At 74.3% G+C, this 13997-nt stretch carries 13 protein-coding genes and 1 pseudogene; 6 read left to right on the top strand and 8 right to left on the bottom strand.

From position 1 onward, the window contains the following. Window positions 1-8: 8 nt before the first annotated feature. Window positions 9-1454, bottom strand: coding sequence for an NAD(P)/FAD-dependent oxidoreductase (locus tag AB0412_RS06265; protein ID WP_366401303.1), 1446 nt, complete (start codon window positions 1452-1454; stop codon window positions 9-11). Between the two features lie 118 nt (window positions 1455-1572). Between AB0412_RS06265 and trxA the strand changes: the two genes are divergently transcribed. Continuing rightward, the gene (gene trxA, locus AB0412_RS06260) at window positions 1573-1968 is read left to right on the top strand and encodes a thioredoxin (RefSeq protein ID WP_366401302.1); all 396 of its coding nucleotides are present in this window, start codon (window positions 1573-1575) and stop codon (window positions 1966-1968) included. Between the two features lie 124 nt (window positions 1969-2092). On the opposite strand, the gene AB0412_RS06255 is transcribed toward trxA, so the two are convergent. Together AB0412_RS06255 and AB0412_RS06250 are read right to left on the bottom strand one after the other, a co-directional pair. Continuing rightward, complete coding sequence (locus AB0412_RS06255; RefSeq protein ID WP_366401301.1) at window positions 2093-3130, bottom strand: LacI family DNA-binding transcriptional regulator; 1038 nt, start codon at window positions 3128-3130, stop codon at window positions 2093-2095. A 93-nt stretch (window positions 3131-3223) separates the two neighbouring features. Further along, a complete protein-coding gene (locus AB0412_RS06250) occupies window positions 3224-3880 on the bottom strand; it encodes a helix-turn-helix domain-containing protein (protein ID WP_366401300.1) in 657 nt (218 codons plus the stop codon). A 117-nt stretch (window positions 3881-3997) separates the two neighbouring features. On the opposite strand from AB0412_RS06250, the gene AB0412_RS06245 reads away from it, so the two are divergent. Then, the gene (locus tag AB0412_RS06245; protein ID WP_366401299.1) at window positions 3998-4561 is read left to right on the top strand and encodes an NADPH-dependent FMN reductase; all 564 of its coding nucleotides are present in this window, start codon (window positions 3998-4000) and stop codon (window positions 4559-4561) included. Between the two features lie 214 nt (window positions 4562-4775). After that, window positions 4776-5033 (top strand): annotated as a pseudogene (locus AB0412_RS06240) (hypothetical protein); the annotation flags it as partial. A gap of 1 nt (window position 5034) precedes the next feature. Here the strand turns inward: AB0412_RS06240 and AB0412_RS06235 are convergent. Genes AB0412_RS06235 through AB0412_RS06220 form a run of 4 tightly spaced genes read right to left on the bottom strand, consistent with a single transcriptional unit; the run spans window position 5035 to window position 9944 of the window. After that, the gene (locus AB0412_RS06235; protein ID WP_366401298.1) at window positions 5035-6246 is read right to left on the bottom strand and encodes an XdhC/CoxI family protein; all 1212 of its coding nucleotides are present in this window, start codon (window positions 6244-6246) and stop codon (window positions 5035-5037) included. Continuing rightward, the gene (locus AB0412_RS06230; RefSeq protein WP_366401297.1) at window positions 6239-8368 is read right to left on the bottom strand and encodes a xanthine dehydrogenase family protein molybdopterin-binding subunit; all 2130 of its coding nucleotides are present in this window, start codon (window positions 8366-8368) and stop codon (window positions 6239-6241) included. The genes AB0412_RS06235 and AB0412_RS06230 overlap by 8 nt, the downstream gene beginning before the upstream one ends. Then, window positions 8365-9357 (bottom strand): xanthine dehydrogenase family protein subunit M, encoded by a 993-nt coding sequence (locus AB0412_RS06225; protein ID WP_366401296.1) that lies wholly within the window; start codon window positions 9355-9357, stop codon window positions 8365-8367. The genes AB0412_RS06230 and AB0412_RS06225 overlap by 4 nt, the downstream gene beginning before the upstream one ends. Next, complete coding sequence (locus AB0412_RS06220) at window positions 9354-9944, bottom strand: 2Fe-2S iron-sulfur cluster-binding protein (RefSeq protein WP_366401295.1); 591 nt, start codon at window positions 9942-9944, stop codon at window positions 9354-9356. Before AB0412_RS06220 ends, AB0412_RS06225 begins: the two co-directional genes overlap by 4 nt. Window positions 9945-10163: 219 nt before the next feature. On the opposite strand from AB0412_RS06220, the gene AB0412_RS06215 reads away from it, so the two are divergent. Next, window positions 10164-10742, top strand: a complete 579-nt coding sequence (locus AB0412_RS06215) for a TetR/AcrR family transcriptional regulator (RefSeq protein ID WP_366401294.1) — start codon at window positions 10164-10166, stop codon at window positions 10740-10742. Window positions 10743-11427: 685 nt separating this feature from the next. Here AB0412_RS06215 and AB0412_RS06210 read toward each other — a convergent pair. Then, window positions 11428-12333 carry a LysR family transcriptional regulator gene (locus tag AB0412_RS06210; RefSeq protein WP_366401293.1) on the bottom strand — a complete coding sequence of 302 codons (906 nt, stop codon included), beginning with the start codon at window positions 12331-12333 and terminating at the stop codon, window positions 11428-11430. 130 nt (window positions 12334-12463) lie between these two features. Between AB0412_RS06210 and AB0412_RS06205 the strand changes: the two genes are divergently transcribed. After that, a complete protein-coding gene (locus tag AB0412_RS06205) occupies window positions 12464-12700 on the top strand; it encodes a hypothetical protein (protein ID WP_366401292.1) in 237 nt (78 codons plus the stop codon). A gap of 95 nt (window positions 12701-12795) precedes the next feature. Next, window positions 12796-13983 (top strand): CaiB/BaiF CoA-transferase family protein, encoded by a 1188-nt coding sequence (locus tag AB0412_RS06200; protein WP_366401291.1) that lies wholly within the window; start codon window positions 12796-12798, stop codon window positions 13981-13983. The last annotated feature ends 14 nt before the right edge of the window (window positions 13984-13997 follow it).

Raw genomic sequence — 13997 nt, 5'->3', positions numbered from 1 at the left:
GCGGCAGGTCAGTTGTCGCGGTAGGCCTCCAGCAGGCGGAGCCAGACCTCGCTGATCGTCGGGTACGAGGGGACCGCGTGCCACAGGCGGGACACCGGGACCTGGGCGGTGACCGCGACGGTGGCGGAGTGGATGAGTTCGCCCACGCCGGGGCCGACGAAGGTGACGCCGCGCAGGATCTCGTCCTCCAGGTCGACGATCATGCGGGCGCGGCCCTTGTAGCCGTCGGCGTACAGGCCGGCGCCGGCGACGGTGGACATGTCGACGTCGACGGCGCGGACGCGGTGACCCTCCTGTTCCGCCTCGGCCAGCGAGAGGCCGATGGCGGCCACCTCCGGATCGGTGAAGACGACCTGGGGCACGCCGGCGTGGTCCGCGGTGGCGGCGTGGGCGCCCCAGTCCTCCTCGCCCACGGACTCGCCGGTGGCCCGGGCGGCGATGGCGGCGCCGGCGATCCGGGCCTGGTACTTGCCCTGGTGGGTGAGCAGGGCGCGGTAGTTGACGTCACCGACGGCGTACAGCCAGTCGTAGCCGGAGACCCGGAGGCTCTCGTCCACGCCGAGCCATCCGCCGGGCTTCAGGCCGACCGTCTCCAGGCCGATGTCGTCGGTGCGCGGGGCGCGGCCGGTGGCGAAGAGGATCTCGTCGGCCTCGATCTCGTCGCCGCCTTCGGTGACGACGAGGACGGTGCCGTTCTCCCGGGTCACCGACTTCACCGAGGTGCCGGTGCGGATGTCCGCGCCGGCCTCGGTGAGGGCCTCGGCGACCAGTTCCCCGGCGAAGGGCTCCATGCGGGACAGCAGACCGCTGCCGCGCACGAGAACCGTGACCCGCGAACCGAGCGCCTGCCAGGCGGTGGCCATCTCGGTGGCGACCACGCCGCCGCCGACCACGACGAGCCGGCCGGGCACAGTCTTTGCGCTGGTGGCCTCCCGGCTGGTCCACGGCCTGACCTCACTGAGTCCGGGCAGGTCGGGCAGCTGGGCGCGGCTGCCGGTGCAGACCGCGACGGCGTGCCGGGCGGTGAGGACGCGCCGGCTGCCGTCGGAGCCGGTCACGGTCACCGTGCGCGGGCCGGTGATCCGTCCGTGGCCCCGGTACAGGTCGGCGCCGATGTTCTCCAGCCAGCGGACCTGGCCGCCGTCGTTCCAGTCGGAGGTCTCGTAGTCCCGGTGGGCCAGCACCGCGGCCGCGTCGAGGGGGCCCTGCACCGACTGGCGCAGGCCGGGGACGCGGCGGGCGTCCGCGCGGGCGATGACCGGGCGCAGCAGGGCCTTGCTGGGCATGCACGCCCAGTAGGAGCATTCGCCGCCCACGAGCTCGCTCTCGACCACGGCGGTGGTGAGGCCGGCCGCACGGGTGCGGTCGGCGACGTTCTCCCCCACGGGTCCGGCCCCGAGCACCACGACGTCGTAGGAGGTGGGTGCGGTTTGCGTCGATTCCGATTCCGTCATGGCGTCAGTCTGGTGGGTGGTGTGCGTGGTGGCCACATGGGTAGGGGCGCGGAATACGTGACCGGCCGGCCGTGTTGTGCCGACGGCTCGACCCGACACCAGGAAGAGGGAACACGCCATGAGCAGCACCGTGGAGCTCACCAAGGAGAACTTCGACCAGATGGTCACGGACAACGAGTTCGTCCTGATCGACTTCTGGGCCGAGTGGTGCGGGCCGTGCCGGCAGTTCGCGCCGGTCTACGAGAAGGCCGCGGAGGCGAACCCGGACCTGGTGTTCGGCAAGGTGGACACCGAGGCGCAGCCGGAGCTGGCCGCGGCCTTCGGGATCCAGTCGATCCCCACGCTGATGATCGTCCGGGATCAGGTCGCCGTGTTCGCCCAGCCGGGTGCCCTCCCCGAGGCGGCGCTGACGGACGTGATCGGCCAGGCCCGCAAGCTGGACATGGACGCGGTCCGTCAGCAGATCGCCGAGCATGAGGCGCAGCAGGGCCAGGCACCGAACCAGGGCGCGTGATCCCCGGACGCGGCGCACCCCACGAAGCACGGCCGCGGCTGTCGTTCCGCCTGTCCAGGCATGTGATCACGAAGCCTGGCCGGACGCCTCTGCCGGTGTCTGCGTCGCGGCCTGAGGCGCCGTCTCAGCTGGACTCGCGTCGCACCACCGTGGCGCCGAGCACCTTGTGCGCCTCCGGCGCGGCGGCCGGGTCGCGGACCGCGCGGTCGACCAGCTCGGCCAGCTCGCAGCCGGAGGGCAGTTCGAGGTGGACGGTGCTCAGCCGGGGGCGCAGGAGCCGGCCCAGCATCAGGTTGTCGGCGCCGACCACGGCGGTCTCCTCCGGGATGCGGATCCCCTCGTCGAGGAGGGCGCGCATCAGCAGCATGGCGTACTCGTCGTTGTACGTGAACACGGCGTCCAGGCCGAGCCCGCGCCAGCGGGCGGCGAGCCGGGCGGCGGCCTCCTCGTCGTAGGCGAGGGGCAGCTCGGTGACGCGGGCGTCGGTGCCGTGCAGTGCCTCGCGCACCCCGGCGAGGCGGGGCGCGGAGAACGCCTCGAGGCCCGGGTCGCGGGGGACGACGACACCGATCCGGCGCCTGCCGCGGTCGAAGAGGTGGGCGCCTGCGCTGTGCCCGACGACCTCGTGGTCCATGAGCAGGGCGTGTGCGCCCTCGACGGGTTCGGGGCCGAGGGTGATCACGGCGCGGGCGCCGGAGCGCTTCAGGACGGTCACGCCGCGCGGGCCGAGTCCGGAGCCGGGGACGAGTACGGCCACGGGCCGCAGCTCGGCCCAGGCGCGGGCGGCCTCGTCGTCGTGCACGCCGACGGTGCCGTACTGCACGACGGTGTAGTCGAGGCGGCTGAGCGCCTCCTGCAGTTCGGTGATGAACCGGCTGTAGAGGGGTCCGACGGGGAAGGCGGGGGCGGGCATCAGGACCGTACGGCTGTGTCCCGCGCGCAGGCTGCGGGCCGCCGCGTGCGGCACGTAGCCGAGCTCCCTCGCGGCCTCGCGGACCCGGCGGCGGGTGGGCTCGCTGATCCGGACGGCACCGGCGTTGTTCAGGACGTAGGAGACGGTCGCGCGCGAGACGCCGGCCAGGCGGGCCACATCGGCGCTCGTGGGCACGGAGCGCGTCGGTGCGGGGGACGGGGGCGCGGGCGGTTTCGGTATCTGCACCATGACGTACCGCATCTTCGCAGAAGCCGGAACGGCGCCTTCAGCCGGGGGAGTTGAGCGTCAGGGGTGCTGGTTACGGCCCGCTGTCGGCCGGGGTCAGGGCCTCGCGCCCGTCACCCGGTCGACCAGGTCCACCCACGCGGTCTCCAGCCGGGTCAGCGGCATGCCGCACTGGCGGGTCAGGTGGTGGATCAGGGCGGGGTCGAGCGGGGCCATGAGGGTGTGGGCGAGCAGCTCGCAGTCCGCCTCCGGGACGGCCTCGCGCAGCAGCAGGGTCACGTGGTGGCGCAGCACACGGCGGGGCGGGGCGGTGAAACGGCGGTCCGCGGCCGGCTCGGCGGCCAGTTGCAGTTCGAGTTCGTCGGTCGTGCGGCGCAGCATGGCGAGACCGAAGGCCCGCAGGCGCTCCGCGGGCGGGGCTCCCGGGCCCAGGGGCGGGGGGCCGCTGAGGAAGGCGGCCTGGAACTTCTTCTCGGAGTGGTCGAGCAGGGCGGACAGCAGTCCGGTGCGGTCGCCGAAGCGGCGGAAGACGGTGCCCTTGCCGACGTTGGCGGCCGTGGCGACCGCCTCCATGGTCAGGCAGTCCGCGCCGCGCTCGGCGACCAGGCGGGCGGCCGCCTCCAGCAGCCGGGCCCGGTTGCGTGCGGCGTCGGCGCGCAGGCAGGGCTCGTCGACCTCGGTGCCGAGCTGGAGCAACTCCTGCGGCGGCACCGGCTCCTGAGGGGCCGGGGTGGGCGGCGGGACAGCGGACATGAAGCCAGCGTAAAGCATCGGGAAGAAACTGGACCGTGGTCCGGTTAGGGTGCTACAACAGAGAAGCGGACCTCGGTCCGCTTCGTTAAGGCTTTGTTTCACCCCCCAGGAGTTCTCATGTCCGTTCGCATCCTCGCCCTCGTCGGCAGCCTCCGCGCCGGTTCGCACAACCGCCAGCTCGCCGAGGCGGCCGTCAAGCTCGCCCCGGAGGGCACCGACGTCGCCCTCTACGAGGGGCTCGCCGAGATCCCCTTCTACAACGAGGACATCGACGTCGAGGGCACGGTGCCGGCCGCCGCGGTGAAGCTGCGCGAGGCTGCCGCGAGCGCCGACGCGCTGCTGCTGTTCACGCCCGAGTACAACGGCACGATCCCGGCCGTCCTGAAGAACGCCATCGACTGGCTGTCCCGTCCCTTCGGCGCCGGTGCCCTCACGGGCAAGCCGGTCGCCGTGATCGGCACCGCCTTCGGGCAGTACGGCGGGGTCTGGGCGCAGGACGAGACCCGCAAGGCCGTGGGCATCGCGGGCGGCAAGGTGATCGAGGACATCAAGCTCTCCATCCCGGGCTCCGTGACCCGCTTCGCCGAGACCCACCCGGCCGAGGACACCGAGGTCGCCGAGCAGCTGACGGAGGTCGTCACCCGCCTCCAGACCCACGCGGCCGAGCCGACGGCGGCCTGACGCGCCTCGGGCGGACGGGCACACCGGTGACCTCCCGATGCCCGAGCGCGGCGGCTGAGCCCGAGGCCGGCTGATCGCACCGGCCGGCGTCCGAGGGCCGGGACCGCACCGGCCGCGCCCGGAGCGGCCGGCTCACCCGGCCGAGCTACGAGGACTGGTCGCACGGGCCCCGGCTCGCGACGGCCGATCACGCCCGAAGGGCCGGAGCACGCGCTCCGGCCCTTCGTCATGCGACCTGCCCGACGTGCAGGTGACCCGGCTGCTGCGGCTGCCCACCGCCGCGGAGAGCTCCACGGCCGCCACGCAGATCGGCTCGCTGGACCGTGCCGCCGACCCCACCGGCCTGTCCGCCACCGGCACCGGGGCCGGGCTGCACCGCCGGTTCACCACGGGCACGGCGGGCACGTACGAGGTGCGGGCGAACGCGGTCGCCGTGCCCGGCGAGGCGCTGGACCGGCTGCTGTACGAGGTGCTCAGGCGGCCGCGGCGCCCCGGTCCGGTTCCGGCCGCCGTCCACCCGGCTCGGCGCGATGCCGGTCCGGCTCAGTCCGATCCCGGTCCGGCTCGGCGCGATGCCGGTCCGGCTCGGCCCGGTGGATCGGCGTGTCCGAGTCGGTCAGCGGGCGGCCCGTGCCGCCGCGTCGGGTCGCGATGATCTCCGCGGCGATGGACAGCGCCGTCTCCTCCGGTGTGCGGGCGCCGAGGTCCAGGCCGATCGGTGAGCGCAGGCGGGAGAGCTCCGCGTCACCGAGGCCGGCGGCGCGCAGGCGGCGTTCGCGGTCGGTGTGGGTGCGGCGCGAGCCCATCGCGCCCACGTAGGCCACCGGCAGCCGCAGCGCCTCCGTCAGCAGGGGCACGTCGAACTTGGCGTCGTGGGTCAGGACGCACAGCACCGTGCGGCCGTCGGTCTCGGTGCGCCGCAGGTAGCGGTGCGGCCAGTCGACGACGACCTCGTGGGCGTCGGGGAACCGGGCCGGCGTGGCGAACACCGGGCGCGCGTCGCAGACGGTGACGTGGTAGCCGAGGAAACGGCCTGCCCGGACCAGCGCCGCCGCGAAGTCGACCGCACCGAAGACGATCATGCGGGGCGGGGGCACGTTCGACTCCACGAGCAGCGTGAGTCCGCCCGGGCAGTGCGAGCCGTCCTCCCCGACTTCGACGGTGCCGGTGCGCCCCGCGTCCAGCAGGGCGCGGGCCTCCTCCGCCGCCGTCCGGTCCAGCTCGGCAGAACCCCCGAGGCTGCCTTGCCGGGTGCCGTCGGGGCGCGTCAGCAGGGCCCGTCCGAGGAGGTGCGCGGGGCCGCGGACGACGCGGGCGAGGGCCGCCGGTTCGCCGTGCGCGGCAGCCGTCACCGCCGAGCGGACCGCCGGGTCCGCGTCGACCGCGGTGACGAGCACATCGATGACCCCACCGCAGGTCAGCCCGACGGCGAAGGCGTCCGCGTCGCTGTAGCCGAACCGTTCGACGACCGGAGTGCCGTCCAGCAGGGCCCGGGTGCACAGCTCGTACACCGCCCCCTCGACACAGCCTCCGGAGACCGAGCCGATCGCCGTCCCGTCCGCGTCGACGGCGAGCGCGGCGCCGGGGCCACGCGGCGCGCTGCCGCCGACGGAGATCACGGTGGCCACCGCGAACCGCCGGCCCTCGGCCAGCCAGCCGCTGAGCTCACCGGCGATGTCAAGCATCCGGGGCTCCCGCCCCGAGGATCCGGTCCGGGCGGATCGGCAGGTCCCGGTGGCGTACGCCCGTCGCGTGCCACACCGCGTTGGCGATGGCCGCCGCCGCTCCCACGATGCCGATCTCGCCGATGCCCTTGATGCCCACCGGGTCCTCCGGGTCCGGGTCGTCCACCCAGTCCGCCTCGACAGCGGGGACGTCGGCGTGGGACGCGATGTGGTAGCCGGCGAGATCCGCGCCGTACAGGCCGCCGAAGGCGCGGTCGCGGACCGCCTCCTCGTGCAGAGCCATGGAGATGCCCCAGGTCATGCCGCCGACGAGCTGGCTGCGGGCGGTGAGCGGGTTGACGATGCGGCCCGCGGCGAAGATGCCGAGCATGCGCAGCACGCGCACCTCGCCGGTGGCGGGGTCGACGGCGACCTCGGCGAACTGCGCGCCGAAGGAGTGCCGCTCCTGCTGGGCGAGGGCGCCGAGCGCCTCGGTGGTGTCCGCGCGCACGGTGATGCCGTCCGGCGGGATGTCCGCTCCGAGCGAGAGCCGCTCGCGCAGCTCCTCCGCGGCGGCCGTGACCGCCCACGACCAGGACCGGGTGCCGGTGGAGCCACCGGCGATCATCGCTGGTCCGAAGGCGCTGTCGCCGATCCGCACCCGCACCCGGTCCGGCGCCACCCGAAGGGCGTCGGCGGCGACCAGCGTGAGCGCCGTACGGGCCCCGGTGCCGATGTCGGCGGCGGCGATCCGCACGGTGAAGGTGCCGTCGGGCTCCGCGGTCAGCGTCGCCGTGGAGGGTCCGGCGCCGGCCGGGAAGGACGCGGCGGCAGTGCCGGTGCCGAGCAGCCGGCGGCCCTCACGCCGGATGCCGGGGCGCGGGTCGCGGTCGGCCCAGCCGAACCGGCGGGCGCCCTCACGGAAGCAGGCGGCGAGATGGCGGCCGGCGAACGGCAGCCCGGACACCGGACCGCGCTCGGGGTCGTTGCGCAGCCGCAGCTCGATCGGGTCGAGGCCGGCCTTCGCGGCGAGTTCGTCGAGCGCCGACTCCAGGGCGAACGCACCCGGCGCCTCACCCGGCGCGCGCATCCAGGTCGGTGACGGCACGTCGAGGCGGACGACCTCGTTGGCCGTGCGGTGCGCGTCGGCGTCGTACATCACGCGGGCGGGTCCCGCGGCGGGCTCGACGAACTCGTACACGGTCGACGTCCGGTTCAGGGAGCGGTGCTCCAGGGCGCGCAGCCGTCCGTCGGCGTCGGCTCCGAGCCTGACCCGCTGGGCGGTGGGGCTGCGGTGGCCGGTGAGGCTGAACATCTGGCGCCGGGTCAGGACCACCCGCACCGGCCGGTCCAGAATCCGCGCGGCCATCACCGCGGCGACCTGGTGGGCGCGGATCCCCTTGCTGCCGAAGCCGCCACCGACGTGCTCGGAGCGCACGCGCACCGCCGCGGGGTCGAGCGTGAACAGGTTGGCCAGTTCGCTCTGGACCCAGGTGGCGCCCTGGTTGGAGTCGAGGAGGTCGAGCCGCCCGTCCTCCCAGCGCGCGGTCGCCGCGTGCGGCTCCATCATCGCGTGGTGTTCTTCGGGGGTGGTGTACTCGGCGTCCACCACGAAGGCGGAGGCGGCGAGTTCGGCCTCCAGGTCGCCCTTCTCCGTCACGCCCGGCATATGCCCGTCGACCGCGTACGCGTCCGGCCGGCCGGCGGTGAGGGCCGTGTCGTGCGGCTCCTCGTCGTACGCCACGACGAGCGACTCGGCGGCCTCCCGGGCCTGTTCGGGTGTCTCGGCGACGACCAGCGCGACCGGCCAGCCCGCGTGCGGCACGCGGTCGTGCTGGAAGACGGCGGCGGTCGGGTCGGGGACGCCGAGCATGCCGACGTAGTCGGTGGTGAGCCGGGGCGCGTTGCCGTGGTGCAGGACGGCGAGCACGCCGGGCATCTCCAGGACGGGACCGGTGTCCACGGACCGGATGCGGCCGCGGGCCACGGTGGAGACGACCAGCCAGCCGTGGGCGAGGCCGGGCAACGGGAACTCGGCGGCGTAGCGGGCGGCTCCGGTCACCTTGTCGTGGCCCTCCACGCGCGTGTGCGCGGTGCCGATCGCGCCGGCCGCCGTGGTGGGGCGGGGTGTGGTGGTGGTCATCGGGCGGCCTCCTCGGCGAGTTCGGTCAGCACGGCCACGACGAGGTTGCGCATGAGGGTCACCTTGTAGGCGTTGTCGGGCAAGGGGCGGGCCGCGGCCAGTTCGGCGTCCGCGGCGGCGGCGAAGTGCTCGGCGTCGGCCGGGGCGCCGAGGAGCGCGCGTTCGGCGGAGCGGGCCCGCCAGGGACGGGAGGCGACCGCGCCGAACGCCAGGCGCACGTCGCGCACGGCACCGTCCCGGACGTCGAGGGCGGCGGCGATCGAGCCGATCGCGAAGGCATAGGAGGCGCGCTCGCGCACCTTGCGGTAGCGGGAGGCGGCGGCGACCGGCGCGGGCGGCAGTGTGACGCCGGTGATCAGCGCGCCCGGCGGCAGCACCGTCTCACGGTGCGGGGTGTCCCCCACCGGCAGATAGAAGTCGGCCAGCGGCGACTGTCCCGGACCGTCGGCGGTCTCGTAGGAGACGACGGCGTCGAACGCGGTCAGCGCCACGCCCATGTCGGACGGGTGGACGGCGACGCAGTGCTCGGAGGCTCCGAGGATCGCGTGATTGCGGTGCTCGCCCTCGACGGCGGGGCAACCGCTGCCCGGTTCCCGCTTGTTGCAGGGTTTGGTCACGTCGGCGAAGTAGCCGCAGCGCGTGCGCTGGAGGAGATTGCCGCCGACGGTCGCCATGTTGCGCAGCTGGCCCGAGGCCCCGGCGAGGACCGCCTGGGTCAGGGCCGGGTAGCGGCGGCGGACCTCGGGGTGGGCGGCGAGGTCGCTGTTGGTGACGGTGGCGCCGATGCGCAGTCCGCCGTCGTCGGTCGGCTCGATGCGGTCCAGCGGGAGCCGGCGGATGTCGACCAGACGGGCCGGGCGCTCGACGCCGGTCTTCATCAGGTCGACGAGGTTGGTGCCGCCGCCGAGGTAGCGGGCGTCGGGGTCCGCGTCGAGCAGGGCCACCGCACCGGTGACGTCGTCGGCGCGGTGGTAGCCGAACTCCCTCATGCCACAGCCTCCTTGGCCTCGTCCTGGGTTTCGTCGCCGGTCCGGTCGCGGGTTTCGTCGGGGCGGGCGGCGGCGCGGGCGACGGCCTCGACGATCGACACGTAGGCGCCGCAGCGGCAGAGGTTGCCGCTCATCCGCTCGCGGATCTCCTCGGGGGTGAGAGGCGGGGGCCCGGCCTCGGGCCGTACGTCGTCGGTGGCGGCGCTCGGCCAGCCCGCGGCGTGCTCCTGGATCACGGCGACCGCGGAACAGATCTGACCCGGTGTGCAGTACCCGCACTGGAGGCCGTCCAGGTCGAGGAACGCCTGCTGCACGGGGTGCAGCCGCTCGCCCTGGGCCATGCCCTCGATGGTGGTGATCTCCCGGTCCTCGGCGGCCACCGCGAGCTGGAGGCAGGAGACGGTCCGGCGGCCGTCCACCAGGACGGTGCAGGCGCCGCACTGGCCCTGGTCGCAGCCCTTCTTGGTACCGGTCAGATCCAGGCGCTCGCGCAGGGCGTCGAGGAGTGTGGTGCGGTGGTCGACGGACAGCTGGTGCTTCTCGCCGTTGATGTTCAGGGTGACGGTGCTGGACGTCGAGAGGGGCATGGACAGCCTTCCTTCGCGGATCCGGGCACGCCCTGAGCGTGGCTGCCGGACGGCGGACGGATGAGGACACAGGCCGAAGACGGGGGCGTGGAGACAGAGCGGGAGCACGCAGATACGATGACCAGAAGCGGACAGCTGTCCGCTACTCCGAAAACCGTAGTGGACAGCTGTCCGGTTAGCAAGAGGGCGGGTTTCGGCCACGGCCCACGAGGAGGACGAGTGGGGCAGGAGAAGGACGCACCCTTGCGCTCGGACGCCCAGCGCAATCGTGAGCGCATCCTGGAAGTGGCCGTGGCCGAGCTGACCCGCTCGGCGGACACCCCGCTGAGCGTGATCGCCAAGAAGGCGGGCGTCGGGCAGGGCACGTTCTACCGGAACTTCCCCAATCGTGAGGCGCTGGTCCTGGAGATCTACCGGCACGAGGTGCAGCAGGTCGCCGACACCGCGGACCAGCTGCTCGCCACGCGGGAACCCGACCGTGCCCTGCGCGAGTGGATGGACCGGCTGGCCCGGTTCGCCATGACCAAAGCCGGCCTGGCGGACGCGATCCGGCAGGCCACCAGCGCGCCCGGGAGCCCCGCGACGCCGGGCAAGACCCCGGTGACCGAGGCGATCGAACGCCTGCTGCGGGCCGCCGAGGAGGCCGGCACCATCCGCCCGGGGGTGACCGCGGAGGACTTCTACCTGACGATCGCGGGCCTCTGGCAACTCGACCCCCACGGCGACTGGCACCCGCGAGCGACCCGCCTCCTGGACATCGTCATGGACGGCCTCCGGGCGGGGGCAAGGGAACACTAGAGCCCGCGAAGAGAGCACCCACGGCGACAACGGCGCCGACCGGGGCACGCCACTGCCCGGCAACGCGAGCCCCGTACGCACTTGTGCCCTGCCCCGGGGCCCACGGCCGGCAAGCGCAGCGGCTCCGCGGAGGTGGGCGCGCGCCCCGCCGGGGCGGTGGGCGTCAGCGGCCACCCAGCCGCGCGGGCGGCCAAGCCCCGTGGCCGAGAGGAGCCGGCGGCGCGGGGAGGCCCAACCGCGGGCGGAGGGCCCAGGTGCGGCGAGCCGTGTCACGCCAGCGGCGTCCGAGGCGGCAGGCGCGGCCCGGGTCAGGCCACGGCCGCCCGAGGCCGCACGCGGGGAGCCCGAGTCAAGCCACCGCCGCCCCAGGCCGCACGCGGGGAGCCCGAGTCAAGCCACCGCCGCCCCAGGCCGCACGCGCGGAGCCCGAGTCAAGCCACCGCCGCCCCAGGCCGCACGCGCGGCAAGCCCGAGTCAAACCACCGCCGCCCCAGGCCGCACGCGCGGCAAGCCCGAGTCAAACCACCGCCGCCCAAGGCCGCACGCGGGAGCCCGAGTCAAACCACCGCCGCCCAAGGCCGCACGCGCGGCAAGCCCGAGTCAAACCACCGCCGCCCCAGGCCGCACGCGCGGCCCGGGTCGTCAGGCCACCGCCGCCCGAGGCCGCACGCGCGGCAAGCCCGAGTCAGGCCACCGCCGTCGGTGCCAGTTCTCTCAGTTGTTCCAGGGCCGCACGCACCGCCGGGCGGGTGTGGCCGCCGCCCCGGGTGCAGGTGAGCAGCTTGCGGTGCGGGTCACCGGTGCAGCGCACGCGGGCGATCGGCAGGTGCGGGGTGAGGTGGGCCAGGCGTGGGATCAGGGCCACGCCGAGACCGTGGGCGACGAGATGCGCGGTCACGTTCCAGTCGTGGGCGTGGTGGACGACGTCCGGGCTGAAGCCGGCCGCGCCGCACGCCGACATCACATGCAGCCGGCAGGGGCTCTCCGGCACCGGCGCGATCCACGACTCGTGCGCCGCCTCCGCCAGGTCGATCCGCTCCCGCCCCGCCAGCGGGTGTCCCTCGGGCACCACCAGGTCGAACGGGTCTTTCAGCAGGGGCTTTTGGTCGAAGCGGGTGTCGCTCAGCGGCGGGTTGTGCGGGGTGGCCTCCACGACGGCCAGGTCGGCGGCTCCCTCGAAGAGCAGGTCGAAGCTCTGCGGCACCCCTGCCTCGAGAATCCGTACGGACAGCCGGGGATGGCGCTCACCGAGCCGCGCCGCCATGGGCGCCAGCAGCACGGAGACGGCCACCGGGAACCCGGTCACCCGCAGCAGGCCCGCGGGCGCGCCGTGATCGGCCCGCAGATCCAGTTCGGCCTGCTCCCAGCGGGCCTGGATGGCGTCGGCGTGCGCCAGCAGACTCTGCGCGGCCGAGGTGAGCCGCACCCCGCGCCCCTGCGGTTCGAGCAGGTCGACGCCGAGGTCCCGGGCGAGCTGACGGATCTGCTGGGAGGCGGCGGACGGGGTGAAGTGCAGTGCCTGGGCGGCGGCGGTGACCGTGCCGTAGTGGGCGACCGCCCTGAGGACATGCAGCCGGCGCAGGTCAATCATGAAGTCCACGCTTCACGGTCGCGTCCACAAAGTCAACCTGGACGTGTACGGACAGGAGGCCGCACGCTGGTGGTGTCGCGACGATCGACGGCCGCACCACACCGCACGCACGAGGAGTCGAGGAGTCACCATGGCCAGCACGACCGGCAGCACGGGCACGACCGGCACCGCATGCCCGCACTGCGGATGGCCGGACGACGCGGAGCCGTTCCAGGTGGTGTCGCGGCACGGCACCGCGGCGGGCAGCACGGTATGGACCCGCTGCGGCTGCGGTTCGCTGCAGGTCCGCGTCGCCGACGGCGGCGGCGTCCGCATCGTCTCCCGCAGCAGGCCCGCCGACGCCCCGTCCGGCGGGGTGGGCCGGTGAGCGGGCGGAGACCGCCGTTGACAGGCGGCTGGGCACACCCGTACTAATCGAACCGGCCGGGGCGGGTGATCCCGGCCGGGAGCGGAGGCGCGGGCGTGCAGAGACATCCCCTGTCGGGGGTCACGGTGGTCAGCCTGGAGCAGGCCGTGGCCGCGCCCTACGCCACCCGGCAGCTCGCCGACCTCGGTGCCCGCGTCATCAAGGTGGAGCGGCCCGGCGAGGGCGACTTCGCCCGGCGCTACGACACCACCGTCCACGGGCACTCCAGCTACTTCGTGTGGATCAACCGCTCGAAGGAATCCCTCACGCTGAACCTGAAGGACCCGCGGGGCCTGGAGATCCTGCACGGCCTGCTCGACGGCGCCGACGTCTTCGTGCAGAACCTGGCACCGGGCGCGACCGGCCGCCTGGGCCTCGGCACCGACGAGCTGACCCGGCGCTACCCCCGGCTGATCCCGTGCACGATCTCCGGCTACGGCACCACCGGCCCGTGGGCCGACCGCAAGGCGTACGACATGCTGGTGCAGTGCCAGACGGGCCTGGTCTCGCTGACCGGCACGCCGGACGGCACCGCCCGCACGGGCATCTCGGTCGCCGACATCGCCGCCGGGATGTACGCGTACAGCGGCATCCTGACCGCCCTGTACACCCGCGCGACCACCGGCACCGCGCACCCGGTGGAGGTGTCCCTGTTCGAGGCGCTCGCCGAGTGGATGGGCCAGCCCGCCTACTACACCCGCTACGGCGGCAACCAGCCCCCGCGCCTGGGCACGCAGCACGCCACCATCGCCCCGTACGGCACCTATGAGGCCGCCGACGGGCGGGAGGTGCTGTTCTCCATCCAGAACGAGCGCGAGTGGGCCGCGCTGTGCACCGAGTTCCTCGGGCGGCCCGAGCTGACGGACGATCCGCGCTTCGCCACCGGCTCCGACCGCGTGGCGCACCGCGAGGAGCTGAACGTCGTCATCGCCGAGCGTTTCGCCCGCTCGGACGCCGATGAGCTGCTGAAGGACCTGGAGGCCATCGGGATCGCCTGCGCCGGCGTCAACGACATCGCCGCCTTCCTCGACCACCCGGTCCTCGCGGCCCGCGACCGCTGGGGCGAGGTGGCGGTGCCCGGCGGCGCGATGGTCGAGGCCCTGCTCCCGCCCGCCGACCTCGCGGGACTGCCGCCGCGCATGGACCCGGTGCCGGCCGTGGGCGAGCACACGGAGGCGATCCTCGGGGAACTGGGCCACTCCCCCGCCGCCATCGAGGCGCTGCGCGCGGACGCGGTGATCTGAGACACCGGGAGCCG

This window comes from Streptomyces sp. NPDC052012, from assembly GCF_040689265.1.
Taxonomy (GTDB): domain Bacteria; phylum Actinomycetota; class Actinomycetes; order Streptomycetales; family Streptomycetaceae; genus Streptomyces.
Note: the sequence above shows the minus strand (reverse complement) of the source record. Positions and strands in the feature narration are given on the sequence as shown.

What these genes read in the sequence shown, in the direction of transcription:
- AB0412_RS06265 (WP_366401303.1), bottom strand. Translation starts at nt 1,454, where the DNA reads ATGACGGAATCGGAATCGACGCAAACCGCACCCACCTCCTACGACGTC.
- trxA (WP_366401302.1), top strand. Translation starts at nt 1,573, where the DNA reads ATGAGCAGCACCGTGGAGCTCACCAAGGAGAACTTCGACCAGATGGTC.
- AB0412_RS06255 (WP_366401301.1), bottom strand. Translation starts at nt 3,130, where the DNA reads ATGGTGCAGATACCGAAACCGCCCGCGCCCCCGTCCCCCGCACCGACG.
- AB0412_RS06250 (WP_366401300.1), bottom strand. Translation starts at nt 3,880, where the DNA reads ATGTCCGCTGTCCCGCCGCCCACCCCGGCCCCTCAGGAGCCGGTGCCG.
- AB0412_RS06245 (WP_366401299.1), top strand. Translation starts at nt 3,998, where the DNA reads ATGTCCGTTCGCATCCTCGCCCTCGTCGGCAGCCTCCGCGCCGGTTCG.
- AB0412_RS06235 (WP_366401298.1), bottom strand. Translation starts at nt 6,246, where the DNA reads ATGCTTGACATCGCCGGTGAGCTCAGCGGCTGGCTGGCCGAGGGCCGG.
- AB0412_RS06230 (WP_366401297.1), bottom strand. Translation starts at nt 8,368, where the DNA reads ATGACCACCACCACACCCCGCCCCACCACGGCGGCCGGCGCGATCGGC.
- AB0412_RS06225 (WP_366401296.1), bottom strand. Translation starts at nt 9,357, where the DNA reads ATGAGGGAGTTCGGCTACCACCGCGCCGACGACGTCACCGGTGCGGTG.
- AB0412_RS06220 (WP_366401295.1), bottom strand. Translation starts at nt 9,944, where the DNA reads ATGCCCCTCTCGACGTCCAGCACCGTCACCCTGAACATCAACGGCGAG.
- AB0412_RS06210 (WP_366401293.1), bottom strand. Translation starts at nt 12,333, where the DNA reads ATGATTGACCTGCGCCGGCTGCATGTCCTCAGGGCGGTCGCCCACTAC.
- AB0412_RS06205 (WP_366401292.1), top strand. Translation starts at nt 12,464, where the DNA reads ATGGCCAGCACGACCGGCAGCACGGGCACGACCGGCACCGCATGCCCG.